The sequence below is a fragment of the Agrobacterium sp. K11 genome, assembly GCF_059429395.1.
Map to the genome: position 1 here is coordinate 1 of NZ_JCAHRB010000017.1, position 22,405 is coordinate 22,405.

Genomic DNA, 22,405 nt, shown 5'->3' on the forward strand with positions numbered 1-22,405 from the left:
GGCGCGAGTCTCATCCTGATTGACGCTGAATCTCATCGAGATTGCCGCTAAACAGTCACCGGATCACAGGTGACAGGACGGGCCAAAGCAACTCACGCGGAGTGGGCTGGGAATACGTCCACGTCTGCATCGATGATGCTTCTCGCATTGCCTTCACCGACATCTTCCCAGACGAAAAAGCCGTCAGCGCCATCGTATTCCTCAAGGCAGCCGTTGGTTATTACGAAAGCCTCGGCGTCACGGTTACGCGGGTGATGACCGACAACGGCTCCTGCTATGTCGCAAAGGAGTTTGCCAAAGCCTGCCGAGCACTCGGCCTCAAGCACATTCGAACCAGACCTTACACGCCAAAAACCAACGGCAAGGCCGAGCGCTTCATTCAGACCGCCTTGCGGGAGTGGGCGTATGCACGTCCATATCCATCATCAGAGATACGCAAAACGCACCTGCCAAACTGGACGCACATGTACAATTGGCATCGCCCTCATGGCGGGATAAAATCAAAAACACCAATCAGTCGCCTCGGCCTCAACCGGGACAACCTGTTGAGGTTCCACATCTAGTCAAGCGTGTTAAAGGCGTGCGTCTGAGTCGGCCGGGCGTCCTAAACTGAACTGAGAGATTCCCACGGCTTTATCGAAGCGGTAAGCCTCAAGTTCTTCTTGATCTAGGAACATGAACATTGCGCCATCGCCCCAAGTCGGCATGAGCCGCCACAGATAGGTCTCGCATTCATTGTCAGCACAGATCGCTCGGCGTCTGCAATGGTGTTCAGAGTTGCAGCAACGGAGCCCTATTCGGGCGGTTTCAAATGGGGGATCACAAAAAATGCGCTCGAATGACTATTTTTAAGCGTTATGGTAGCAGTAAGCGATGCAGGTTAGGGAGAGCGGCTGTGCTGAGAAGTTTATTCCTGTTGGCTGGTATAGTTTCAGCTGTTCCAGCGTTTGGACATTGCTTGACCCCAAAAGAAACCAAGCAGGGTGTGCTCCTCACCAGAGAGCAACCGTTCTTCTCCGTCTTCTACAAACCGACCCAATCGGGGTTAACCGAGCAGCGCCTGATGGCACGACACGCATCACTGGACCCAATATCGGCGGAATATCTGCACCCCTTGCTCGTCACCAAACGAATCAGCGCGAAGGGCTTGCAAGAGCTGACCTACGCGGATGCGACGACGCTCGACGATTTGCCACAAAAGGGAAATTGGCGATCCGGTACAACGCTGTTCCTAAATGGTCAGAAAACGATTGCGGGCACGACTACCATCACCTTCGAAAAATGGGCCGAGGAAACAATCGGGTTATGCTCGTATCCGGTTTGGGTTGTGAAAAGCAGCGTGGAGCTACAGGGACTACCTCCGATAATTTTCGAACAATATTACTCTGCCAACCGGAACCTCGTGCTTCGCTCGATCAGACTCGACCCGTCAGGACATCCCATTAGTGAAGTCCGATTTGACCGGTTCCAGATTGGTTGGAGCAACTGATACCTGGTGGCCGTAAGACAGGATTGCGTCCCCGGATATCCGAGACGTTCGTCTAACCAATCGTGTCGATTTGGGAATCACGCTTCCGTTGGGCGGCGTAGTTTTACTGAGCAATAAAAGTGGCTCACCAACCTCCCCTCCAAGTCAGGAGGCTCTTGCCTTTTCCCCGCCGATTACCGAGGATTTTGCTCATGGCTTTAGAGCAAACAGTTTTATTCAATTCGGACCTGCATAGGGTCGCTGGAACGGTTTGTTATGCGAAATTTCCTAATCGCTCGACTTTTTTGCTTCTTCATGGTTTCGCAGGCACCCGAAATGAACTTGCGATCCCATCTCTCGGAATAGGGATATTCGAACACGTCGCGACCAGGTTGGCCGATCACGGCCACTCTTCGCTTCGAATAGACTTCCGGGGCTGGGGTGACAGTGACGGCTCCATCCAAGAAACGAGCTATTCGACGCAGATTGATGACTGTTTGGCTGCGATGGATTTCATCGAGACCCAACCCGATCTTGGTAATGGTGAAGTCATCCTGCTGGGCTGGAGCCAAGGCGGACTGGTCGCAGCGGCTGCAGCTGGTCGAACCAATCGACCATCAGGCGTGGCACTTTGGGCTTCTGTGGGGGAGCCCAAGGTGTCTTTCCCCCAACTGGTCGGCCAAGATGCATATATCAAAGGCCTAAACAGCGAAGAACCAACGACAGTGACTTTGCCTTGGGGAGCGTCCGTGACGCTGGGACACTCATTTTCCTCCGAGGTATCGTGGTTTGATCCGATAGCGGAGCTGTCCAATTATACCGGGGCTGCATTTATTGCCGAAGGCACGCTCGACGACGCCATACCGCAAGGAACCGCGAAAAAGTTTGCCGCAGCCCACAGGGGTGAGCATTCTGTTTGGGAGGCTGCCATGGACCACGCGTTCAACACCGCAACTGGTGTGCAGACCTTAAACACACTGACGGACGCGACCGTCAACTATTTCAAGACTCGTCTAAAATGATTATCATGTGGACGGACTGCGATTTTCAATGTTGGTTTTTCGCCGCTACGGCGCGAAGCGGAAGACTGCAATTGGCGCACCAGCGCTAAGGGCCGTTATCGGCCCAAAGCCGTCGTCGGATTTCCTCGTCGTGCTGAGCGTCCGTCAACCCAGCGTGCTGTGGAAGTGCGCAGCAACGCTGTCTGCCGCCTGCCGCACCGTTCCCGCCTGGTCGTAGAAGTCGAAGTGCTTGCCTTCCGCCCAGAATAGGTCCTTCGGGCCGCCGACTAGGTCATGAACCTTACGCGCCTGATCAGGAAAAGCCGCGCCATCCGAGTGCACCACGAGCGTCGGTGCCTGGACGTGGCGAGCCTGCGATAGGGGATCGAAAGCGAGCCACTGCTCCCAACCCATCACTGCGAATTCGTTCCGCCAGGCACGGACGCCGCCTCCGCGCGACAGGTCCATGTAGTATTCACTCGGGCTGGCGCTCACTGCAGTCTTATCGTTTGGCATATAGGCGAAGACCGTTTCAATCGCCCCGGTCTCATCGTAGCGCTTCCGTGCCTCACGACCTGCCGCGATCCGGGCATCAACATCCTCCTGGCCTCCGAATATCTTCAGCACCAGTTGAGGATCAGAGAAAAAGCCCGCGACGGTGGCTAGTGCGCCTACATTCTTGTCCTTTGCCGCTGCATAAAGTGCTGTACCTCCGCTGGTGCAGACGCCGAGAATCCCAGTTCCGGAAACATCACCGCGTTTCTTCAAGAAACGGAGCGCGGCCGATAGGTCTTCGACCTTGGAGGCTTGGTCTTCGAACTGACGCATTGCACCGCTGCTCTCGCCCTATTTTCGGTAATCGACCGCAAGCGCTATGATCCCCCGTCGAGCAAGCTCACCAGCGTAGTTGCCGCCCATCTGCTCCTTTACGGAAGTTAAAGAACCGCCAACAGCAACCGCTGGATAGCGGCGCGATGAATCGCGCCCTTCTGGGAGGTAGAGATTGGCGACAACAGTCCCGTCTCCGCTCTCGAAACTGACCTTCTGCGGCTTGGGCTGCGTCTTCTCGGTAAGTGTCTGGGCCATAACGATATTTCCTGTGCTGAAGAGAATGGCGCTTGCCCCAACACCAAGGCCGAGGTTTCGACGGGTGATCGACGCGATAGGCATTCGTGGACACTCCTTCTCGTATTATCGAAATGAATAACGGGTAGACCTCCATTTGATAATCTGTCAAAAATCGAATGAGTTTATAAAGAGGATTTGATAATGCAGGTGGACGCGCTCGACGGGATCATCGTATTCACCCGCGTCGCCGAACGAAGTAGCTTCACCGCTGCTGCGACCGAGCTTGGCGTCACTCCCGCGTCGGTCAGTTGGACTATCAAACAACTGGAGGCGCGTGTGGGTGCGCCCCTGCTGGCTCGCACGACACGCTCCGTCGGTCTGACCGAAGCGGGACAGTTGTTCCTCGAGCAGGTAACGACGGGCATCACGTACGTGGAGGCCGCGTTCGAGGCCGCTCGGAGCTTGGTGGATAAGCCGAAAGGTCTTCTACGATTGAGTGTTCCTTTCGTGGCGCAGACGCTTATCGAGCCCATGATCAAAGGATTTACCGAGGCATACCCGGACATCGAACTTGAACTTGTTTTCGAAGACCGCTTCGTCGATGTCGTCGAGGAGGGTTACGACGCGGGCATCCGGATCGGTGAAATGATTGCACAGGATATGGTTGCTGTGAGGCTCACCGAGGCGTCTCCAAGAATGGTCGTGGGGTCGCCTGCCTACTTCGCTGAGCGCGGCAAGCCGCAGTGCCCGGTGGAGCTTGGGCATCACGACTGCATCAACATCCGACTTGCAGGAGGCGCGGTTTACCGATGGGATTTTGTGGAGTCCACCAGTGAGAGTGGTGCGCGGCCTTTCTCCATGGCTGTTAAAGGATCCGTTATCGTAAATGAACCTGGAGCCTCTCTTGCTGCTGCACAGGCGGGCATTGGCCTGGCCTACAACATCGGTGTTATTGTCGAACCTCTCATACGCCATGGACGGCTAGAAGCGTGCCTTGAAAACTTCATGCCTTCCAGTCCCGGCTTTTTCATCTACTTCCCAAGCCGCAAGCAGATGCTACCAAAGCTCCGCGCATTCGTGGATTATTGGCAGCGGTCCACCCGCTCCAATGAAGACTTTCCCGCGTAGACACCTCAATCGGATGGGCAGGAGCGCTAACTGTCCTGACTGACCGGTGTTGGCGCGAAGCGGAAGACCGCAGTCGGCCCGAAGCGGACCTGATCTGTCCCGGGCCGATCTCTATAGGCATCCCGGTTGCAGCTTTTAACCATGCTAACGCACTTAATATCGGCGATTTTGCCTGTAGCGTTCAAGTTTCGCGCGACGCCTTATCCGATAGATCAGGAAGCCGAGCAGACCGCCGCCGGCTGCCCATAATAGCGGCGACGTTTGGGTTGGTGCCGAAATTAACAAGCCAGTCATTGCGCCGAAAACGATATAAAGTTGGCGTATGCGTGCCTGGTAACGTCGGCTGTTTGTTATGATATGACAACACTCGCGAAAGTCCCGCCACACGCGCCCCAGCACGCGCACAGGTCTTTCCCGAGCCATTTTCTCCTCAATTGCGTTTCGTTGCCGCTCCGTCCGTGCCTCGGTCTTTTTGAGACGCTCCGCAACCCTTGCTTGCCAGCTCATGCCATCCCCTTTTTCGGGAGTAGAGCATCTGCCGCTTTCGCTGGTGTAAACAGATCCGCTAAATTTTGAATTCCCTGTCCATTACCGACCGCGGATGCTTGGTGCACGTTTAGCGCCACGGCATCAGCCTCCACGCGACTACACGCTCTAATACAGCAGGATGTTCAGCATTCCTCCAGCGCGTAACGTCGGAGGCTTCCGGCAGAACTTACCTTGGCGCGATTTTTACGATTGCGCCTCCTGTCGCCGGATGTCCGCTCTTGGCGCAAAGCGCAAGATGGCAGGTGACAATAAGCGGCCATCTGCTAGCCTCGATGAGGCTACGCAGCGTCCTTCCAAGTTTCCGAATGCTGCCGACCTTTCAGTTCAATGGCTTAGCTTGGCTACCCCGAAGAACACTAGTTCGATCCCCATCAAAGCGCGGGTAGTACACCATATGCCAGTGTCATTCATGAAAGCCCGCCAGAACGACCTTCCCGAACAATCCGCCGGCCTCCATCCGGCGATGGGCATCCGATGCAGCGGTGAGCGGATACGTCGCTCCAATGACCGGCTTCAGCTCGTGGCCAACCCTCGGCAGCACCTGTTCCCTGAACCGGCCGATCATCGCTCGTTTTTCTGACCGCGACCTGGATTTCATGACCGTGCCGATCAATTGCAGGTGGTTGTGAAGAACGATGTCGAGGGGAATGATGGCATTGTTGTCCCGTCCCAGCAGGCCGACCTGAACAAGCCGACCGCCAGGCGCAAGACTGCGGATATTGCGGGCGAGGTAGGACCCACCGACAAAGTCGATGATCAGATCGACACCGCGAGAAGCGGCCGCATCAATGATCTCTGCCTCGAAGTCGACCTGCTTGTAGTCGAAGGCCGCATCCGCGCCGAGTGTCAGCACGTTTTCGATGTTGCTTGCAGATGCCGTGGCCAGCACAGTCGCTCCTGCTGCCTTGGCGAGCTGGACAGCAGCCGATCCGATACCGCCTGCCGCAGCGTGAACGAGGACGGTCTCACCTTTTGCGACTTTCCCGAGATTTGAAAGCGCCTCCCACGCTGTGACAAAACTTTCCATGACCGCGGCTGCGTCGGTGAGTGGCATGCCGGCCGGTATGGGAGCGGCCATCCCGTAGTCCAGGCGCGCATATTGGGCGTAGGCGCCGCCCCCGACAATGCCCATAACACGGTCTCCGACTGCAAATCCGCTCACCCCGTCCCCCATGGCGATGACCTCACCAGCGACTTCAAGCCCGAGAATAGTGCTGTCGCCGTAGCTTTGTGAGCCATAGACACCTTCCCGCTGAAGAAGGTCGGCTCGGTTGACACCGGCCGCCATGACCTTGACCAGGATGTCGTCGGGGCGGACCTCGGGCATGGGAGCTTCGCCAAGCCGTAGGACATCCGCGCTTCCGAAGTCATCGAACATGATCGCTTTCATCGCAACGTCTCCTTACTTCGACAGTGCTCGACGGGCGATGCTGGCAGCAAACAGTGGTGTCTCGCGGCTGTTGTGGTCGCCGCCTGCGGCCTGACGGGCCGCAGCCGCATCTTCGTAGCTGATCCCATGCTCCTGGATGAAGCTCATGAACGCGTCAGTGGGATGGGCTGTTACCTTGTTGGTGTAGCGTGTCCTGTTGTCGTCGATCTTCTCGGCCATCAATTCCCAGACGACGTTGACCTTCGTGCGCCCATTGGCTGTGAACACATCCGAGATCGAGTTCATGCGGCAATAGGCGGGCTCGGCGACTTCGGTCACATAGTGCTGTATGACCAGGCCCGAACCGATCTGCTCGACATTGATCGACATCCGGCGTCCGTCATCGGTCCACGTGACGCCGGCAGCGATATGATCGGGAGGGCAGCAGCGAAGATATTCGGCTTCGGGCAGGTTGAACAGCCAGTCAGCAACGTCGACCTTTTCGAGCGGAACGTCGATCTCCGCGGAATAGGCGGACTGGGAGAGAATTGTATCGAGGACCTTGACCATGGGAGTATTCCTTCTGTTTGTTGGGCGACCGCCCGTTGACGAGAAGGAAAGTGCTCCGAATGCCTGCAAATGATAACGAACTGAATGGTCGAAACGGTTTTGCGTCGTAGGCGAAGATGAGGGACCCACGCTTCGCAGAACATCTCTCGGTTTACGTCGATGTCGTCCGCACCGGAAGCTTCTCGGCGGCGTCTCGGCGCCGGGCCGTCACGCCCTCGGCTGTCGTTCGGCAGATCGATGCGCTGGAGCAGGACCTCGGTGTTGCGCTCCTCGTTCGCTCGACCCGGGCACTGTCTTTGACGGATGCGGGACGTCACCTTTTTGAACGCGCCCAGCGCCTGCTCAATGACCTGGCCGATACCCACGCGAGGTTGCCGCTTTCGATGGCTCGGTCAGTGGCATGCTGCGGATCGCCTGTTTCCCGACATTCGGAAAACGCTACGCCATCCCCGTACTTGCATCTCTCGCACGGGAATATCCGAGCCTGCATGTCGAATTGGATCTGACCGAGCGGCTGGCCGACCCGGTCGCAGAGCGGCTCGATCTGGTGGTGAGGATGGGTGATCTTCAGGACAGCTCGCTGATAGCCACCAAGTTGGCGCCTCTTGATCGCATCGTCGTGGCGAGCCCTGCATATCTTGAGTACTACGGCGTGCCGGAAAGTGCAGATGCGCTTCGCCAACATCGTGTCCTCGATAAGCTCCATGGCAACGATCTTCTCGGTTGGTCTAATATTCTTGGGGCGCCGACAGGGGAAGCGTGCGAGCGCGTCGTATTCCGGTCCGACGATTTTGAAGCGTTGAACGGGGCTGCGATCGCCGGGATGGGTGTGGCGTTTCTGCCGAGCTGGGTCGCGGGGCCGTCCGTCAAGCAAGGTGAGCTTGTCCGCCTTCCGCTGTCGGGCGAAGCATGGAATGAACGGTCTTCCGGGATCTACCTTCTTCGTGCGCTCCAAGTGCCATCTGCGAAAATCAGGACATTCACCGAGGCGCTCAAAAATCATATCGGAACACCGCCGCGCTGGAGTTAAGCTTCCCATGAAAGGAAGCTTGTCAGCTTAAAAGTATGAGCTTGCCGCTGATTGTTACCGGTTACGGTGTTCGATTCCAATCAAGGCGTTTAGACATAAGGGAGAAGGCAAGAACAGCGTCTCGCGCCCAAGCAGGATCGGGCAGCTTTAGGATCGGCTTCTCAAGAAACCAACAACTGCACGCAGCGCCGCGGATTGATGACGGCGACTCGGGAAGTAAATGTGCAGCGCCTCCATCGGAGAGGAATGCCATTACGCCAGGATTTTGCAATGTTGCGATAATAAGAACAGAGTGCGGCAACAGTCTATGGCGGACTTAAAGAATTCAATCCCGGCACGATGGCGATGGGAGGTGTGATCGTTGAGAATATTAATCGTCGAGGACGAAGCAGAATTCGCAAATGCGCTGCGAGTTGCGCTTGAGCGAGAGCGCTTCGTTGTCGATCAGGCGGGCCGCATCTCGATGGCACAGGAAGCAGCCATGTCCGGAGCCTATGATCTTGTATTGCTTGATCGTACTCTCCCGGATGGGGATGGGTTATCGCTCCTACCAGTACTGCGTGAAACCCACCCCGGCCTTTCGGTCATCGTGTTAAGCGCACGCGGTGAGGTGACAGACCGCATTGCCGGCCTTGACAACGGCGCTGATGATTATCTTACCAAGCCGTTCGATGTCGACGAGATGTTTGCCCGCATTCGCGCGGTTCGAAGGCGACCCGCAGATCTTATAAGTGAGGAAATCCATGTCGGGGCGCTTGTCTTCGACGTCACGAACGACGAGGCCAGCGTCAGTGGCGCGAGGCTCGAACTTACCCGCCGGGAGTTGCGCGCTCTAGCGGCGCTCGTAAAACGTCGTGGTAGAACGGTGGTGAGAGAGGCCTTGGAACAGGCCGTTTTCTGTTTCGATGACGAAGTGCAATCGAATACGCTGGACTCTCACATTTCGCGTCTTCGCCGCAAGCTCGCTGAAGCGAATGCCGCGGTCGAAATCCATGCGATCAAGGGTGTTGGCTACCTGTTGAAGGATCTGACATGAAGCGAGGTCCGCCGTCGCTGAAGCGTCCGCTGATCGTCAAGCCGCTGATCTTCCAGCTGGCGACATTGCTGATCGCCTGCACATTCTTCATGGCTCTGGCGCTTCGCATGGACAGCGGCGGGCTCTATACCGACGAGGCGATAACTCCGGTGATCGCGCGCGCGATCGTCCGGGATCAGGATGGTGGGCTTTCGATCCGCGAAACAGCCGAGCTCGCCGAGCTTCGTGATCAATCTCCCGACCTTTGGTTCGTCGCTGAGGACGACACCGGCCGAAACGTGACGTTGGGCGACATCCCGTCGCAATATGCATCGCTTGTGGGGCGGTTGAAGGATCTATCCTATGCGCATCTGCGCGACCGTAATCCCCCCTATCGGTTGTCGGCGGTGATCCGGCGCGAGATCGCTCCGACCGGAGCGCTGACGATCCTGGGACATGGTAAGCTGACAGGCGTCAGTCTCGTCGTTCTGCTCGCGTCCAATGTCATTGTCATTCCCATCTTCCTCGCGCTGGCGCTGATCTCTCTGCTCGTGACGCCGTGGATCGTGCGGCGAGCACTTGCCGGCGTGTCCAGAATCGCCAGGGAAGCTGAGCAGATCGACGCGAACCGGCGTGGGCGGCGCCTGAGCGAGGAGCACGTGCCAAGTGAGATCGCGCCATTGGTGCGCGCCGTGAACGACGCCCTTCGTCGGCTTGACGAGGGCTATGAACAGCAGCGTCGTTTCATCGCCTCCGCCGCACACGAGTTACGCACGCCCATCGCCATCCTGCGCTTGAAAATTGACACAGCGACCGAACCAGCGACACGCAAGCTAGGCGCCGACGTGGCACGTCTGAGCAATCTCGCCGAGCAGATGCTCGATATTCAGCGGCTGGATGCCGATCAGACCAAGGAACGCGTCGATCTTGGAGTTCTCGCCCGTCGCGTTGCGGCGGATCTGGCGCCGCTGTTGATTGCATCAGCGCACGCGATAGAGGTGCAGATCGAAGACGCGTCATCGCTTCGCGGTGATGCGGGTGCAATCGAACGCGTTATGACAAACCTCGTCCAGAACGCGATCGAGCACGGTGGGCGCCATGTCGTTCTGCGCGTGACAGGTTCAGGCTTCGAGGTTGAAGACGATGGTCCGGGCATACCCCTTGAAGAACGCGATCGCGTCTTCGAACCCTTCCATCGCCTGCGACCACGTTCGACGGGCAGCGGCGTCGGCCTGAACCTGGTGCAACAGATCATTGAGCGGCACGATGGCAGGGTTTCGATCTTCAGCGGGCCCGGCGGGGGAACCATCGTGCGTGCCGAATTCAGCTTACAGTGACAGGACCGCCAACCAGACGCTATGGAGAACCTATGAACGAGAAGTCCTGCGCCTTGCCGACGCCCGAGCAACAGAAATTTCTGGAAATCCGCGAAGCTGCAGAGCACTCGATGCTGGAGACGGTGTTCAAAGCGATCGATGAGGCGGCAGCCGAAGTCGCGGGAAGACTCGGAAAGGCGGGTCTTCAGTTCGAGCCAACCAGCAAAGACTATTTCCTGTTCACGGTTCAGCAAGTTGCCTTCATCAGCCTCTGCGGCGGCGATCCGCATACCATGCAAGGCGGCGATCCGGAGCTGGGTCAACGGATTGTCAACAATGGCCAGCACATCATCGACCACTACTGGCGAAGCGGCAGAGATTAGAATCCTCCTTGAGTTTCAGCCGGTTGCGAACGCTCGAATACCGGCAGATTCGCATGTTTCTGCTGAAAGGACCGTCTCTGGGGCGTCGAGTTCCTCCTGGCGAGCCAATCGATCCTGGATTTTGAGGTTTCGGAGTTGGATCGTTGAGGGCGCGATAGCCACGCTCGGCCGCCAGCGTGACTGACGGCTGCAGGATCGTACGATGCGAAGCATTTCCTGCCAGCATTTTATTTCCCGATCCCATGTTCTCGCAATCTTGTCCTGTTTTTCTAGCGCCATCGCCAATGAGGGCGCCGAAAGGAGACCAAGGACATGATAAGACACAACCCTACCAGTCGGCATAGAGCTATTTTGATCGCGCTCGCCGCGCTTCTGAGTGCTGGTATCACGGACACCGCATCCGCTATCGATTGGGGCCGCGAAGCGCACCGGGAGGACAGCAGAACCTGCGAAAGTTTCGGCGCGGTTCACGGGAGGGATTATACGAGATGCATGATGGACCAGCAGCGCCGCCGCGACGATGCGTTGCTCAACGCGTCCGAGCAGCAGCGAAACAATGCCGAAGCTGCGCGCAATAATGTGGAGACCGTCCGCAGGATGCGCTGCAACCGTGAAGCAGAGCGTGCGCGCCAACGCGGGGAGCGGCCACAATGGTGCCGTTGATGTCCCGGCGACGCTTCGGCAAAGCAATCTGCGCGTTCGCCGTTGTGGCGGGCACGCAGAGAACTGGATTGGCGGGAGAAAACACGGCGAACGTTTCGTTGCCGAATCCTGATACCAAACCGATCGTTTATCCTCAGACAAAGCGCGATGCGGTCGTCGAGACGCAGTTCGGTGTGTCGGTGCCCGATCCTTATCGGTGGCTCGAGGGCGATCCTCGCATCGACACGGATGTCGCTTCCTGGATCGACGCGCAGCGGCGCCTCACCGCAAAGTATCTCTCCTACCTTCCAGGGCGCGCCGCCTTCCGCCGATCGCTCGACTCGACCTTCGACTATGAGCGCATCGGCATCCCACAGAGGAGCGGGGGCCGCTATTTCTTTACCCGGAAAGTCGGAGGCCAGAACCAACCCCTGCTGGTCATGCATGGTGATGCCGGCCGAGAGCGCATTCTGCTTGATCCCGCGACATGGTCGGCGGATGGCACCATCACGTTCGCGGAATGGAGAGCTTCACGAGACGGGGCATATGTGGCCTATGCCGTTCAGGACGGTGGCAGCGACTGGCGCACCATCCGCGTTCTCGATGTGGCAACCGGCAAGGTGACGAGCGACGTTGTGTCGGGGGCTCGCATGACGCAGATCGCATGGGCAAATGACGGATCGGGATTTTATTACTCGCGATACCCGAAACCAATGCCCGGCGTTTCCGACGCCACGGGCCTTATCAACCACGCGATCTACTTCCATCGGATCGGTACGCCCCAAGCGGACGATACATTGCTCTTCGCAACGCCGTCGAAGCCGGGGCGAGTCAATTCCGCTGGGCTAACCTCCGACGGCCGTTACATGATCATCTACTCGACCGATGATCTGATTCATGCGGATGTCTCGGTGGTCGATATGGAGCAGGGTGATCAATCATCTCGAACTCTGATTGAAAATTCGACTGATCGGTGGTCTGTCATCGGCAATGTCGGTACAAAACTTCTGCTGACTGCCACCAAGGGGCCGGAAAGATCGAAGATCGTCAGCGTGGATCTCGCCCGTTCGGAGCCCGTCTTCATCGACGTCGTGCCCGAGCAGGATGCCCACCTGACCGGTGCATACATCGCTGGCGATCGGATCCTGGCAATATACTTCGTCGATGTAAAATTTGAGATGCGCCGGCTCCGGTTCGATGGAAGTCCCGACGGTGTTGTGAAACTCCCCGGCATGGGTAGCGTGCACGCTGTTTTTGGCGAACCGGGCAATCGAGAAGCCTTCATCCTCTATGGCAGCTTTAACCAGGCCGAGACGGTCTACAAGTACGACGTTGAGACCGGACAGCTGGTTGCCTGGGTAGAGCCCGCGATCGGCGCGGATCTGGCGTCGATCACTGTCGAACAGCGCTTCTTCCGTTCAAATGATGGCATGCGCGTGCCGATGTTCATTGCGCGCCGGAAGGACACGGTCGGACCGGTCCCGACCCTTCTGACCGGGTACGGCGCATTTGGGCTCAGCATGCCACCGGCCTATTCCGCGATGCTGACGCCATGGATATTGCAGGGCGGCGCAGTCGCTTTCGCCAACATACGTGGCGGCGGCGAGTACGGCGCGGCCTGGCACGAGGCAGGGCGCGGCCTGAAGAAGCAAAACAGCTTTGATGACATGATCGCCGCGGCCGAATATCTGCACGTGAGCAAGATGGCGCCGCCAAATGGCATTGCGATTTACGGCGATTCTGCTGGCGGCTTGATGGTCGGTGCGGTCGTGAACCAGCGTCCGGACCTGTTTGCAGCGGCGCTAACGAGCGTCGGCGTCATGGATATGCTACGTTTCGACAAATTCACTGGCGGAGCATTATGGCTTGGCGAATACGGCAATCCCGCCCGCGAGGAGGATTTCCGCAATCTGCTGTCGTACTCGCCGTATCATAACGTCAAGCCGGCCAGGCACTATCCGGCGATCCTGGTAACGACGGGTGAAGCGGATAATCGCGTGGTGCCGGCCCATAGCTTCAAATATATCGCCGCGCTGCAGGCCCTTGATCCCGGGCCGCGCCCACGGCTGCTGCGGGTCGACACCCGTGCGGGCCACGGCGTGGGCAAGCCGACGACGAAGTTGATAGAGGAAGCAGCCGATATGCTGGCGTTTGCCGCCCATTGGACGGGTCTGAAAATAAGAGGGTAGAGGAGCTCTAATACAGCAGCGATGTGTCCGCACATCTGCGGTCAGAGGCGGAGCATTCAACCCAAACTCGTCGGCACGACGTGGACATTCTTTTTGGTCTCGCGTTCAAGCTGGTTAAAGATGTGCGGTCTCTCGACATTTCCTTGGGTAACGAGACCTCTGATAAATGTGCGATGGAGGTTTGAATGTATTCATGAGCAAAACGAAAACGTCCGGCGATTGGGCGTGTGCTCGAGCGGAGCAAGGTGGGGGGATCGGCGGCAAAGCCCTCCAAGGGTCATCGGGTTAAATATCAGCGGAGGTGGCCATATCCCAACATATGTGTTAATGTGGGTTTTTAAGTTTAGGAGATGCGTCAGATGAGCCGATTGACGATCGACATAACGGACCAACAACACCAAAGCCTGAAGGCGCTGGCAGCTTTGCAGGGCAAGACAATCAAGCAGTATGCACTTGAGCGCCTCTTCCCCGGTGACACAGACGCAGAACGAGCCTGGGAGGAGTTGAAGACGTTGATGAACACGCGCGTCAATGAGGGGCTTGCCGGAAGACTGTCGACTAAAACCGTAGGTGATATCCTCGATGAGGAGATTTCCGAGGGTCGTGCTTGACTGCCTATATCCTTACCGCGGAGGCTGAATCAGATCTACGTTCGGTAATCCGCTACACGCGTGCGCAATGGGGCGCTGCACATGTGCGCCGCTACGTCTGGGGTTTGGAGCGAGGTATCTCAACCCTCGCCGAGGGCAGAGGTTCTTTCAAGGACATGACTGCGCTTTATCCGGCGTTAAGAATGGCGCGATGCCAGCACCACTACGTCTTTTGTCTACCTCGAGAGCATGCGCCAGCCCTCATCGTAGCGATTCTTCACGAACGAATGGATCTGTTGCAGCGTTTAGTAGATCGTCTGAACGAATGAAGTTTGGACGGAGGCGAGATTATGCGAGCGCAAGACCGACGAATCGCTGTTATCGCACGGTCGAAAAACGGGGTCGCCAGTTCTGATCCGTTCATGGCGAAGACGACTGGTTGCAATGCTGATCGCATGTGCCTAAGCAGGCCCATAATGTATATCCCATTGACATATCCCAAGCAAAGAACTATATAGGCTACGCAGTTATTGATGCAATCCGGAGGGATGTAGATGGAGCAAGGTGCAGTATTCCAGAGCAATCGGAGCCAGGCAATACGTTTGCCAAAGGCGGTCGCATTGCCCGATGACGTAAAGCGTGTCGATATCGTTGCGGTGGGACGCACTCGCATCATCGCACCAGCCGGTGAGATCTGGGACAGTTGGTTTGAAGGGGCGGAGGTGACATCCGACTTTATGATTGAGCGTGACCAGGCAGCTCCGCAGGAGCGCGAGGCATTCTAATGCTAAAGTATATGCTGGATACCAACATCTGTATTTTTACGATCAAGAATCGACCTCAGGAAGTGCGCGACGCGTTCAATCGCTCACATGATCAGCTTTGCATCAGCTCGGTCAGCCTAATGGAATTGATTTACGGAGCGGAAAAGTCAGCCAGTCCAGAAAAGAACCTTTCTGTTGTGGAGGGCTTCGCGGCGCGCCTCGAGGTGCTGCCATACGATGAATTAGCAGCAAGCCATACGGGTCAATTGCGGGCCGAACTGGCGCGCAGTGGCACTCCGATCGGTCCATATGATCAGTTGATTGCGGGGCACGCGCGCTCGCGCGGATTGGTTATGGTTACCAATAATCGTCGTGAATTTGATCGCGTACCCGGATTACGAGTGGAAGACTGGACTTCCTAGTTTCAAAAATGGATCACCTGACGGATCCCATAAGCATTCAACTACCGGGTCGTCGCACAATATCCCATTAAAGCGAAGACGCTGGCGAGGGGCAATTTCTACTCTCGAGCCAGTCCTTTATTATGTCGGGCGGATCACAGGGAATCCGTGATAATGAATCGATCTGCGCCTTCGAGCGTCCAGCGATAAGATATGCCTGCTTGGCCATGGCTTCGTTCATGCGCCTAACATCCATGGCCGTTAGGTGGTCTGTGTGCACACCCCGAGTATCGCAGTAGCCGACTGCCACGTCAGGCGCGATTGGCATGAACTGCACCCTACGTGCGCCCGTCATCTCGCCACGTGAACTAATCAATGCATCACCGCTCATATCGTCACCGAGAATGAACGATGTTTTAGGTGGTGCTACGTAGATGACCAATCCCAGGTTTCTGAACTCTTCCATCATCTCGTCAGGCATCGGATCAGCCTGCGCAGCGATGCGGGCGTTGTTCATCTCACGCAGAGTATTCTTTGGGTCAGTTTCCCAGGCTTTGATGTGCTCAAGCCACTGCTGTTCTGAAGCGATCTCTTTTATTACGGCCAGCAAGTCCTCTGGTTTAAGAAAGCGCTTGTGCCAAGCCACGGTGCGTTTCTGAGCATGGTAGACGTAGGTGTGCCATAGGTCCCAGTGGGTCCGATTCATGATCGGCGTCAAGCCATGGCGAACTATGTTTAGGAACTCCTGGATAAAGGGCGCCGCGAGGGTCTCCAGTCGACCGAACCAATGCTCAATTGAATGGTCGCGCGCACCGTTTTTGTCGATAATCGTATATAGGTGATCCTCAACGAAGAGGTTTGATGGCTTTGTGATCCGAACGTAGCCATTGTTCATACCCCGGCGCCAAAAGTACAGGCCTCCACTCTCATTTTTGAAGTTTCGTTGCACCATGCGTGGAACGTAGTGATGACGATGTGGCGCGTTGCCCGACATTTGCGTAAATCTCAAAAAGCTGGCCGCCACGATATTTCTACCCAAGAGAATAATAAAGAGGGGGCGGAATGGTTGCCGCTCACAATCGGTTACCCTCTGCCTTCCAAATGCATGTGGGGTGCGCAAACTGGGCCCCATCAATAACGGGTCGCGGATTATAATCCCATCAAGAGCGAAACAAAACCAGGCGGTTGTGCTACCCGGCACCCGTTGCATCACCGCCGTCATGACTTCGCTACCTGCTGCAGTTTGTTTATGTGCTCGCGGCAGAGCGCCTCGATCAGGGCGTGACGTTCTGCCGTTCGGTCCTGAAGCCAGGCGAGTGCCTCTTCGGAAATTTCGAAACGCTTCGAATAGCGGGCTTTGACGTAGGCCTCATTGAGAATGTTGTACCATGCGGTAAACCGCTGATGGTCCCTCGGCCATATGTCGACCAAACGGCGGTCGCGATCCTCCGAAAGTCCGCGCAGAAATTTGAGATTGTGCGATGCGGGGGTGTAGTTGGTGAGCGTCAACAGATAACAGGAGTAGGCAGTTTCCACCGCTTGGTGAAGTATGAAAGCTGCGTGATTTGGTTGATCATCCGCTATTGCGTACCGTGCTAACTGAAGGAAGTAGCTCGCACTGCTGAATTGCTTTCCAAAATGCTCCTCCGCCACTCTTAGGGCATCGGCAGGGCTGAGAGGCTTGGGCTCGGCGAGCGGTCGGTCATCGAATTCGTAGAGAACTATGCCTTCCCGGGCGAGATCAACGAAGAAGGCTTGGCCATCATGCAAGAAGTTGCTGATCTCGCGGGCACCATGCATGATAAGACCAACGGGTGTTTCGATCTCCTTGTCCCACATCAGCCGGTCAATGGCTTTGTCCCAGTATTTGGGATCGGCCAGTTCCTTGTTGCTGACGATGACGAGGATGTCGAAATCTGATCGATAGCCTTTAGACGTGTGCGGCTCGTCCACCCAGGTGCCACGGGCATATGAACCGAACAGGATGATTTTATAAATCCGCCCATCTTTCTTGGCTTCGGACTTCGAGCGCTCGACAATGCCGGCGAACTCTTCGTGGATGATCCGGACGACCCTTTCCAGTTCGCGCTGCTTCGTCTGCGGAAGATGTCCGATATCCGTTTTCATAGCCTAACCATCGATTCTTCTGAACGGATATTCTAGCCGTGATCGGGTGGCGATTGCTACTCCACATTGTTGTAGGGGTTGAGGGGCTAGGACGCCATTTTTCGGTTTAGGATCGAGGTCTGTCGGAATAAGAATACATGAACTACCTCCTGGTGGTCCAAGTTTCGTCCGCATCCCACCCCGCCAGAACCGTCAATATTCCATGCCGAAACACAGACATGTCGATATTCGACCAATGACAGAGCAAGAAATGAGCGATTTCAAAGGCAGCGCAGCCATCCATTCACGGACAATTCACCCCCCACAGTCCATCAGCGTCGAAGCGCAAGCGTCACTGTCGCGTCTGGTCGACAAGGACGGCAGTCCCATCAATGCGCAGTATGAAATGCCCTCTCCGGAGGACTTTTCCGGCTGGATTAATATAAAAGCCGCAGTAGATGCGCATTACGCCGCCGCGGCAAAAGATCTTGCCGGGAGTTTGCAGTCCACAGTCGAGACAATTGTAGTCGAACAAGCAACGATCCATGTCGCGACGCCGCACGGGCAATTTGATGCTCGTAGCGCACTGATCGACCTGCATGGCGGCGCATTGGTGTTCGGAGGCGGTGAGGCCTGCCGCGTCAGTGCGCGTCGCCAGGCGCACCAGCATGTCGTTCGATGCTACGGCGTCGATTACCGGATGCCGCCTGAGCATCCATATCCGGCCGCTCTTGATGACTGCTTGGCGACGTATCGCCATGTCTTGATTGGTCATTCCCCCGACAAGGTGGTCATCTTGGGTCGATCGGCAGGCGGCAATCTGGCGACCGCCATGCTGCTGCGGGCGAGAGATGAAGGCATGCCAATGCCCGGCAGATTAGTCTTGCTCTCGCCACAGGTTGACCTCACCGAATCGGGGGACAGTTTCCAAACAAACCAGATGATTGATCTCGTTCTGCCGCGCCCGCTCAGATCAAACAACCTGCTCTACGCCGGTGGTGCTGATCTTTCCAATCCCTATTTATCGCCGCTCTTCGGCGATTTGGCGGGCCTTCCGCCGACATTTTTGCAGACCGGCACGCGTGACCTGTTCCTATCGAACACGGTGAGGATGCATCGAGCCTTGCGAAAAGCTGGCGTGGAAACAGAATTGCACGTCTTTGAAGCCATGCCCCATGGTGGCTTCATGGGTGGGACACCGGAAGACCAGGAACTCGAAGCGGAGATCCACCGGTTCGTCATGGCAAACTGGAACTGAGGCGGGGAACCCACACAGGTTTGGCGCAGCCCCTCTGTTGTCCTGCTACATCCCTGGCCACATTCCTCCGTCAAGTCGGAGGTTTGCTCCTGTGATATAGCCGGCAAGGGGGCTCGAGAGAAACGCAATCGCATCCGCAATCTCCTCGAGGGTTCCGACCCTTCCAAGGGGCACGTGAGCAAACATTGGCAGGATTTCTCTCTCTATGTCATTCTAGGGGGCGTCAATGGCCATCCCCCTCTCAATGGCTTTCTTACGGAATGCGGTATCCAAACTGATGCTATGCACCGTTCCAGGCGAAACGGTGTTTGCGGTGATGCCGTGTGCAGCAACGTCTTTTGCGAGCGACGCCGTCATCGCGATCATGGCTGCTTTGGCGGCAGAGTAGTCCGGTCGACTTGCAGGCGGCATCAGGGCCGTCAGGCTTGAGATGTTTATGATCCGACCCCACCGCGACGCTTTCATTGCGGGCAGAACGAGCGAGATGATCCTCACAGATGCGAGCACGTTCCTGTCATAGACAGCGGCCCACGTTTCAGAGCTTGTCGAGGTCCAATCCTCCGCCGGGGCAGATCCGCCGGCATTGTTGACCAGGATGTCGATCGAGCCTGCTGCAGCCTTTGAATCACGAACCAGACGATCGACCTGATCCGGCACTGTCAGATCGCCGAATACCGCGAAAGCATGACCTCCAGAGGATATGATATCATGCGCGACCTCCTCTGTTTTCATTCTGTCGCGACCGTGGACAAGGATCGTTGCCCCTTCCTTTGCAAGGCCTCTGGCCACGCCCTCGCCAATCCCCTTACTGCTTCCCGTGACCAGTGCAACCTTGTTTTGGAGTTGTAAGTCCATGATATTCCATCCGTGTTATCGTCTCCTGCAGATATGAGGTTCGTTGATGAAACAGGCAATTACGCACTTTAAAGTGCCTGTCGAGGACAGGGCGACATGCCTCGGAGCCGACGGATCTGTCTCTCATGTCAGTAGGGTGCTTCGGATGATCACAGGACGTTGGAAACTGCCGATCCTTTTCCGATTGTTCGCCGAACCATCATTGCGGGCATCGCAGTTCATGAGAGACATACCTGGGATATCCCAGAAGATGCTAACGCAACATCTCAGGGAACTGGAAAATGACGGCCTCATAAGCCGACACGACTTTCAAGAGCAGCCTCCTCGAGTCGAATACTCGCTGAGTTCAGCAGGCCACGGGCTTATGCCGATTTTGATGGCGGTCAGGGAATTCTCTCGGGATTATCCTGTCGATCGGCGTCTATAACTAACTTGGGTGCCGAACGCTTGGCGCAACATTCCGAAAATATCGATTGTATTATGGACTGAATGGTTCCATATTGACTCCATGGTCAAGCGCACTCAAATATCCGCGTCCGTTGGTCGCCCTCGAGAATTTGAACTCGATGAAGCAGTTCGAAAAGCAATGCAGGTATTTTGGGATCGTGGATATCACGATGCATCACTTCCCGACCTGCTTGAGGGTATGGAGCTTTCCAGGGGCAGCTTTTATAAGGCTTTCGTCGACAAGCGAGGCGTCTATCTGCGTGCCCTCGACGCTTACATCGAGGACGCCGTTCTCTCGGTCGGTGAAACGCTGCATTCCAATCCGTCGCCTAAAGCTGCAATTTTAGAAGCTTTTTCTCAACAAGTGGATCAAGCATCGGGAACGGAAGGTCTGCGTGGATGCTTTGTCGTCTTTGCAGCTGTCGAAATGCTGCCAGAGGATAAAGAGGTCGCACCACGTATTTCCCGGCTGTTCAGACGGTTGCAAGATCTTTATGCGGCGGCGATCATAAGGGCCCAGGCCTTGGGCGAAATCGATCCAGGGCTGGATGAACGAACGCTCGCCAGGTTCCTCGTGTGTCAGATTCAGGGCATGCGGGTCCTGGCCAAGGCAGGAGCGGATCGCGCTGAGACGAGGGCCATGGTCCAACTGGCACTGAAGGCACTTGGCTGAACCAAATTTGGAACCAAATAGTTCCAAATGCTTAACATTGCAAACCGTCGATCGATTTTTTGGTCGATGTGGAGACACTTATGAGAGACACCAGCAATCCCGATGACAAACTCGATCCACGTCGATGGATGGCACTGGTCATCCTTTTGACCGGCGCCTTTTTGCCACCGCTCGACTTCTTCATCGTCAATGTGGCGCTGCCCTCGATCCGGGAGGATTTCAGGGCCTCTGCGTCAACGATGCAGCTGATTATCTCCGGTTACGCCACCACCTATGCTGTGATGCTGATCACTGGGGGCAGGCTTGGAGATCTCTATGGTCGACGAAATGTCTTTCTGGCTGGAATGGTCGGGTTTGCAGCCGCATCTGCCTTATGCGGGTTTGCCTGGTCTCCAGCCGCGTTGGTCGCCGGCCGTATCCTTCAGGGGTTTGCAGCGGCAATTATGGCACCGCAAGCCTTGGCTTCCATCAATGCGATTTTCCCAGACCACGAAAAATCAAAAGCCCTCAGCTTTTATGCCCTGACATTCGGGGTGGCGTCGATGGTTGGTCTGTTTCTCGGTGGTGCGTTGATTGCGCTTGATATCCTTGGTCTTGGATGGAGAGCCATCTTCCTCATCAACCTGCCGGTTATCGCGGTCGCTGCGCCGTCCGCCTTCATCATGTTGCGGGAAACCCGATCTGAGCGCCCAAGCAAACTGGATCTTGGCGGAGCATTGTTGATCGCGATTGCGCTATCTGCGCTGATTGCGCCGCTGATCGAGGGGCGGGAGCAGGGGTGGCCGATCTGGCTAATCCTGATGCTTGCCACGTCCCTCCCGTTTTTCCTCCTGTTCTGGCGACATGAGAAACACCTGGAGTCGACGGGGAAAGATCCGATTCTTGCACCTAGCCTGCTGCAAAACCGTGGACTACTGCGCGGGCTGCTGGCTGCCTTGTTCTTCTACGCCCTTGCGGCCTTCTGGCTGATATTCTCGGTCTATCAGCAGGGTGGCCTTGGTCTGACGCCTTTCGAGGCCGGGCTGGCGATCCTTCCTGCGGCCGTCGGTTTCGTCCTTGGTCCTTTTGCAAGTGAGCGCATCCTCCGCGTCTTCGGAAGATTTTCCGCCGGCGCCGGCATGGTGCTGCAAGCGGCAGGGTTGTTTGGAACGGCGGCCTTGATTTCGAATGGCCTTCCGCAATTCCTCTTTGCTGCGCTTTTTCTTATCGGAGCGGGGCAGGGGATCGCCCTTCCAAACCTGGTGAAGAGCATCGTGCAAAGGGTGGACCGAACGCAGTCAGGATTGGCCTCTGGTCTGGTCAATTCGATGTTTCAGATTGGCGGTGCGTTGGCAGCCGCAATCGTTGGCGGATTGTTCTTCTCGATCTTGGGGTCGGCCACAGACGTTCAATCCATTGGCCGAGCATACAGCGTTGCAGCGGTTGCAATTGCCATTTGTCTTCTCATCGCGGGATGGCTTTCCGTCAGCCTGACATCGCCCCAACCGTTGCGTCGATGAGCGGCCCCATAGCAGCGCATTACCAGCCGATCGCGCTGAAACGGCGTGAAACTCCCGAGCAAAACAGAGACATTCAGAGGTACT

24 protein-coding genes and 2 pseudogenes are annotated in these 22,405 nt (G+C 56.5%); 18 read left to right on the top strand and 8 right to left on the bottom strand.

Going from position 1 to position 22,405, the window contains the following annotated elements; translation table 11 throughout:
* Positions 1-56: 56 nt before the first annotated feature.
* The 3 genes and pseudogenes from AC5SEO_RS25070 to AC5SEO_RS25080 form a co-directional block, all read left to right on the top strand.
* A pseudogene (locus AC5SEO_RS25070) lies at positions 57-563 on the top strand (integrase core domain-containing protein); the annotation flags it as partial.
* Positions 564-838: 275 nt separating this feature from the next.
* Positions 839-1,489 (top strand): hypothetical protein, encoded by a 651-nt coding sequence (locus AC5SEO_RS25075; RefSeq protein ID WP_495364126.1) that lies wholly within the window; start codon positions 839-841, stop codon positions 1,487-1,489.
* 191 nt (positions 1,490-1,680) lie between these two features.
* Complete coding sequence (locus AC5SEO_RS25080) at positions 1,681-2,490, top strand: alpha/beta hydrolase family protein (RefSeq protein WP_112154495.1); 810 nt, start codon at positions 1,681-1,683, stop codon at positions 2,488-2,490.
* Positions 2,491-2,634: 144 nt separating this feature from the next.
* On the opposite strand, the gene AC5SEO_RS25085 is transcribed toward AC5SEO_RS25080, so the two are convergent.
* Both AC5SEO_RS25085 and AC5SEO_RS25090 read right to left on the bottom strand, forming a co-directional pair.
* The gene (locus AC5SEO_RS25085; RefSeq protein ID WP_495364127.1) at positions 2,635-3,297 is read right to left on the bottom strand and encodes an alpha/beta hydrolase; all 663 of its coding nucleotides are present in this window, start codon (positions 3,295-3,297) and stop codon (positions 2,635-2,637) included.
* A gap of 18 nt (positions 3,298-3,315) precedes the next feature.
* Positions 3,316-3,639: a hypothetical protein gene (locus AC5SEO_RS25090; protein ID WP_495364128.1), complete on the bottom strand. Its 324-nt coding sequence runs from the start codon at positions 3,637-3,639 to the stop codon at positions 3,316-3,318.
* Between the two features lie 99 nt (positions 3,640-3,738).
* Here AC5SEO_RS25090 and AC5SEO_RS25095 point away from each other — a divergent pair, with 99 nt between their 5' ends.
* On the top strand, positions 3,739-4,665 hold the full coding sequence (locus tag AC5SEO_RS25095; protein WP_112154496.1) for a LysR family transcriptional regulator: 927 nt from the start codon (positions 3,739-3,741) through the stop codon (positions 4,663-4,665).
* Positions 4,666-5,617: 952 nt separating this feature from the next.
* Here the strand turns inward: AC5SEO_RS25095 and AC5SEO_RS25100 are convergent.
* Together AC5SEO_RS25100 and AC5SEO_RS25105 are read right to left on the bottom strand one after the other, a co-directional pair.
* Complete coding sequence (locus AC5SEO_RS25100; RefSeq protein WP_112154498.1) at positions 5,618-6,604, bottom strand: NAD(P)H-quinone oxidoreductase; 987 nt, start codon at positions 6,602-6,604, stop codon at positions 5,618-5,620.
* Positions 6,605-6,616: 12 nt separating this feature from the next.
* Positions 6,617-7,153 (bottom strand): hypothetical protein, encoded by a 537-nt coding sequence (locus AC5SEO_RS25105; RefSeq protein WP_112154499.1) that lies wholly within the window; start codon positions 7,151-7,153, stop codon positions 6,617-6,619.
* 116 nt (positions 7,154-7,269) lie between these two features.
* Here AC5SEO_RS25105 and AC5SEO_RS25110 point away from each other — a divergent pair, with 116 nt between their 5' ends.
* The 5 genes from AC5SEO_RS25110 (at position 7,270) to AC5SEO_RS25130 (ending at position 10,897) form a co-directional block, all read left to right on the top strand.
* The gene (locus AC5SEO_RS25110; RefSeq protein WP_495364129.1) at positions 7,270-7,659 is read left to right on the top strand and encodes a LysR family transcriptional regulator; all 390 of its coding nucleotides are present in this window, start codon (positions 7,270-7,272) and stop codon (positions 7,657-7,659) included.
* Positions 7,554-8,183, top strand: coding sequence for a substrate binding domain-containing protein (locus tag AC5SEO_RS25115; protein ID WP_495364130.1), 630 nt, complete (start codon positions 7,554-7,556; stop codon positions 8,181-8,183). The genes AC5SEO_RS25110 and AC5SEO_RS25115 overlap by 106 nt, the downstream gene beginning before the upstream one ends.
* 361 nt (positions 8,184-8,544) lie before the next feature.
* Positions 8,545-9,219: a response regulator transcription factor gene (locus AC5SEO_RS25120; protein ID WP_112154500.1), complete on the top strand. Its 675-nt coding sequence runs from the start codon at positions 8,545-8,547 to the stop codon at positions 9,217-9,219.
* On the top strand, positions 9,216-10,535 hold the full coding sequence (locus AC5SEO_RS25125) for a sensor histidine kinase (protein ID WP_112154501.1): 1,320 nt from the start codon (positions 9,216-9,218) through the stop codon (positions 10,533-10,535). The genes AC5SEO_RS25120 and AC5SEO_RS25125 overlap by 4 nt, the downstream gene beginning before the upstream one ends.
* A gap of 32 nt (positions 10,536-10,567) precedes the next feature.
* On the top strand, positions 10,568-10,897 hold the full coding sequence (locus AC5SEO_RS25130) for a hypothetical protein (RefSeq protein ID WP_112154502.1): 330 nt from the start codon (positions 10,568-10,570) through the stop codon (positions 10,895-10,897).
* Positions 10,898-10,912: 15 nt separating this feature from the next.
* Here AC5SEO_RS25130 and AC5SEO_RS25135 read toward each other — a convergent pair whose 3' ends face one another.
* Positions 10,913-11,530, bottom strand: a complete 618-nt coding sequence (locus tag AC5SEO_RS25135; RefSeq protein WP_162633044.1) for a hypothetical protein — start codon at positions 11,528-11,530, stop codon at positions 10,913-10,915.
* A gap of 17 nt (positions 11,531-11,547) precedes the next feature.
* Between AC5SEO_RS25135 and AC5SEO_RS25140 the strand changes: the two genes are divergently transcribed.
* The 5 genes from AC5SEO_RS25140 to vapC all read left to right on the top strand — a co-directional run bounded on the left by AC5SEO_RS25140 (position 11,548) and on the right by vapC (position 15,504).
* Positions 11,548-13,728, top strand: a complete 2,181-nt coding sequence (locus tag AC5SEO_RS25140; protein ID WP_112154504.1) for a prolyl oligopeptidase family serine peptidase — start codon at positions 11,548-11,550, stop codon at positions 13,726-13,728.
* A 359-nt stretch (positions 13,729-14,087) separates the two neighbouring features.
* Positions 14,088-14,339: an antitoxin gene (locus tag AC5SEO_RS25145; protein ID WP_003519379.1), complete on the top strand. Its 252-nt coding sequence runs from the start codon at positions 14,088-14,090 to the stop codon at positions 14,337-14,339.
* Entirely contained in the window at positions 14,336-14,647 is a 312-nt protein-coding gene (locus tag AC5SEO_RS25150; protein ID WP_111800951.1) for a type II toxin-antitoxin system RelE/ParE family toxin, read from the top strand. The genes AC5SEO_RS25145 and AC5SEO_RS25150 overlap by 4 nt, the downstream gene beginning before the upstream one ends.
* A gap of 225 nt (positions 14,648-14,872) precedes the next feature.
* Positions 14,873-15,103, top strand: coding sequence for a type II toxin-antitoxin system VapB family antitoxin (gene vapB, locus AC5SEO_RS25155; protein WP_003519381.1), 231 nt, complete (start codon positions 14,873-14,875; stop codon positions 15,101-15,103).
* Positions 15,103-15,504 (top strand): type II toxin-antitoxin system tRNA(fMet)-specific endonuclease VapC, encoded by a 402-nt coding sequence (vapC, locus tag AC5SEO_RS25160; RefSeq protein WP_003519382.1) that lies wholly within the window; start codon positions 15,103-15,105, stop codon positions 15,502-15,504. Before vapB ends, vapC begins: the two co-directional genes overlap by 1 nt.
* Positions 15,505-15,571: 67 nt before the next feature.
* Here vapC and AC5SEO_RS25165 read toward each other — a convergent pair whose 3' ends face one another.
* Both AC5SEO_RS25165 and AC5SEO_RS25170 read right to left on the bottom strand, forming a co-directional pair.
* Positions 15,572-16,705, bottom strand: coding sequence for a DUF4238 domain-containing protein (locus AC5SEO_RS25165; RefSeq protein ID WP_003519384.1), 1,134 nt, complete (start codon positions 16,703-16,705; stop codon positions 15,572-15,574).
* Positions 16,702-17,610, bottom strand: coding sequence for a nucleotidyltransferase and HEPN domain-containing protein (locus tag AC5SEO_RS25170; protein ID WP_112154505.1), 909 nt, complete (start codon positions 17,608-17,610; stop codon positions 16,702-16,704). Before AC5SEO_RS25170 ends, AC5SEO_RS25165 begins: the two co-directional genes overlap by 4 nt.
* A gap of 235 nt (positions 17,611-17,845) precedes the next feature.
* On the opposite strand from AC5SEO_RS25170, the gene AC5SEO_RS25175 reads away from it, so the two are divergent.
* Complete coding sequence (locus AC5SEO_RS25175; protein WP_495364131.1) at positions 17,846-18,847, top strand: alpha/beta hydrolase; 1,002 nt, start codon at positions 17,846-17,848, stop codon at positions 18,845-18,847.
* 45 nt (positions 18,848-18,892) lie between these two features.
* Here AC5SEO_RS25175 and AC5SEO_RS25180 read toward each other — a convergent pair.
* Positions 18,893-19,702, bottom strand: a pseudogene (locus AC5SEO_RS25180) (SDR family NAD(P)-dependent oxidoreductase).
* 46 nt (positions 19,703-19,748) lie between these two features.
* Here AC5SEO_RS25180 and AC5SEO_RS25185 point away from each other — a divergent pair.
* The 3 genes from AC5SEO_RS25185 to AC5SEO_RS25195 all read left to right on the top strand — a co-directional run bounded on the left by AC5SEO_RS25185 (position 19,749) and on the right by AC5SEO_RS25195 (position 22,321).
* Positions 19,749-20,129: a winged helix-turn-helix transcriptional regulator gene (locus AC5SEO_RS25185; RefSeq protein WP_003519392.1), complete on the top strand. Its 381-nt coding sequence runs from the start codon at positions 19,749-19,751 to the stop codon at positions 20,127-20,129.
* A gap of 81 nt (positions 20,130-20,210) precedes the next feature.
* A complete protein-coding gene (locus tag AC5SEO_RS25190; protein WP_495364132.1) occupies positions 20,211-20,822 on the top strand; it encodes a TetR/AcrR family transcriptional regulator in 612 nt (203 codons plus the stop codon).
* Positions 20,823-20,902: 80 nt separating this feature from the next.
* Complete coding sequence (locus AC5SEO_RS25195; RefSeq protein WP_112154508.1) at positions 20,903-22,321, top strand: MFS transporter; 1,419 nt, start codon at positions 20,903-20,905, stop codon at positions 22,319-22,321.
* Positions 22,322-22,405: the final 84 nt, after the last annotated feature.

What these genes read in the sequence shown, in the direction of transcription:
- AC5SEO_RS25075 (WP_495364126.1), top strand. Translation starts at nt 839, where the DNA reads ATGACTATTTTTAAGCGTTATGGTAGCAGTAAGCGATGCAGGTTAGGG.
- AC5SEO_RS25080 (WP_112154495.1), top strand. Translation starts at nt 1,681, where the DNA reads ATGGCTTTAGAGCAAACAGTTTTATTCAATTCGGACCTGCATAGGGTC.
- AC5SEO_RS25085 (WP_495364127.1), bottom strand. Translation starts at nt 3,297, where the DNA reads ATGCGTCAGTTCGAAGACCAAGCCTCCAAGGTCGAAGACCTATCGGCC.
- AC5SEO_RS25090 (WP_495364128.1), bottom strand. Translation starts at nt 3,639, where the DNA reads ATGCCTATCGCGTCGATCACCCGTCGAAACCTCGGCCTTGGTGTTGGG.
- AC5SEO_RS25095 (WP_112154496.1), top strand. Translation starts at nt 3,739, where the DNA reads ATGCAGGTGGACGCGCTCGACGGGATCATCGTATTCACCCGCGTCGCC.
- AC5SEO_RS25100 (WP_112154498.1), bottom strand. Translation starts at nt 6,604, where the DNA reads ATGAAAGCGATCATGTTCGATGACTTCGGAAGCGCGGATGTCCTACGG.
- AC5SEO_RS25105 (WP_112154499.1), bottom strand. Translation starts at nt 7,153, where the DNA reads ATGGTCAAGGTCCTCGATACAATTCTCTCCCAGTCCGCCTATTCCGCG.
- AC5SEO_RS25110 (WP_495364129.1), top strand. Translation starts at nt 7,270, where the DNA reads ATGAGGGACCCACGCTTCGCAGAACATCTCTCGGTTTACGTCGATGTC.
- AC5SEO_RS25115 (WP_495364130.1), top strand. Translation starts at nt 7,554, where the DNA reads ATGCTGCGGATCGCCTGTTTCCCGACATTCGGAAAACGCTACGCCATC.
- AC5SEO_RS25125 (WP_112154501.1), top strand. Translation starts at nt 9,216, where the DNA reads ATGAAGCGAGGTCCGCCGTCGCTGAAGCGTCCGCTGATCGTCAAGCCG.
- AC5SEO_RS25130 (WP_112154502.1), top strand. Translation starts at nt 10,568, where the DNA reads ATGAACGAGAAGTCCTGCGCCTTGCCGACGCCCGAGCAACAGAAATTT.
- AC5SEO_RS25140 (WP_112154504.1), top strand. Translation starts at nt 11,548, where the DNA reads ATGGTGCCGTTGATGTCCCGGCGACGCTTCGGCAAAGCAATCTGCGCG.
- AC5SEO_RS25145 (WP_003519379.1), top strand. Translation starts at nt 14,088, where the DNA reads ATGAGCCGATTGACGATCGACATAACGGACCAACAACACCAAAGCCTG.
- vapB (WP_003519381.1), top strand. Translation starts at nt 14,873, where the DNA reads ATGGAGCAAGGTGCAGTATTCCAGAGCAATCGGAGCCAGGCAATACGT.
- vapC (WP_003519382.1), top strand. Translation starts at nt 15,103, where the DNA reads ATGCTAAAGTATATGCTGGATACCAACATCTGTATTTTTACGATCAAG.
- AC5SEO_RS25165 (WP_003519384.1), bottom strand. Translation starts at nt 16,705, where the DNA reads ATGACGGCGGTGATGCAACGGGTGCCGGGTAGCACAACCGCCTGGTTT.
- AC5SEO_RS25170 (WP_112154505.1), bottom strand. Translation starts at nt 17,610, where the DNA reads ATGAAAACGGATATCGGACATCTTCCGCAGACGAAGCAGCGCGAACTG.
- AC5SEO_RS25175 (WP_495364131.1), top strand. Translation starts at nt 17,846, where the DNA reads ATGACAGAGCAAGAAATGAGCGATTTCAAAGGCAGCGCAGCCATCCAT.
- AC5SEO_RS25185 (WP_003519392.1), top strand. Translation starts at nt 19,749, where the DNA reads ATGAAACAGGCAATTACGCACTTTAAAGTGCCTGTCGAGGACAGGGCG.
- AC5SEO_RS25190 (WP_495364132.1), top strand. Translation starts at nt 20,211, where the DNA reads ATGGTCAAGCGCACTCAAATATCCGCGTCCGTTGGTCGCCCTCGAGAA.
- AC5SEO_RS25195 (WP_112154508.1), top strand. Translation starts at nt 20,903, where the DNA reads ATGAGAGACACCAGCAATCCCGATGACAAACTCGATCCACGTCGATGG.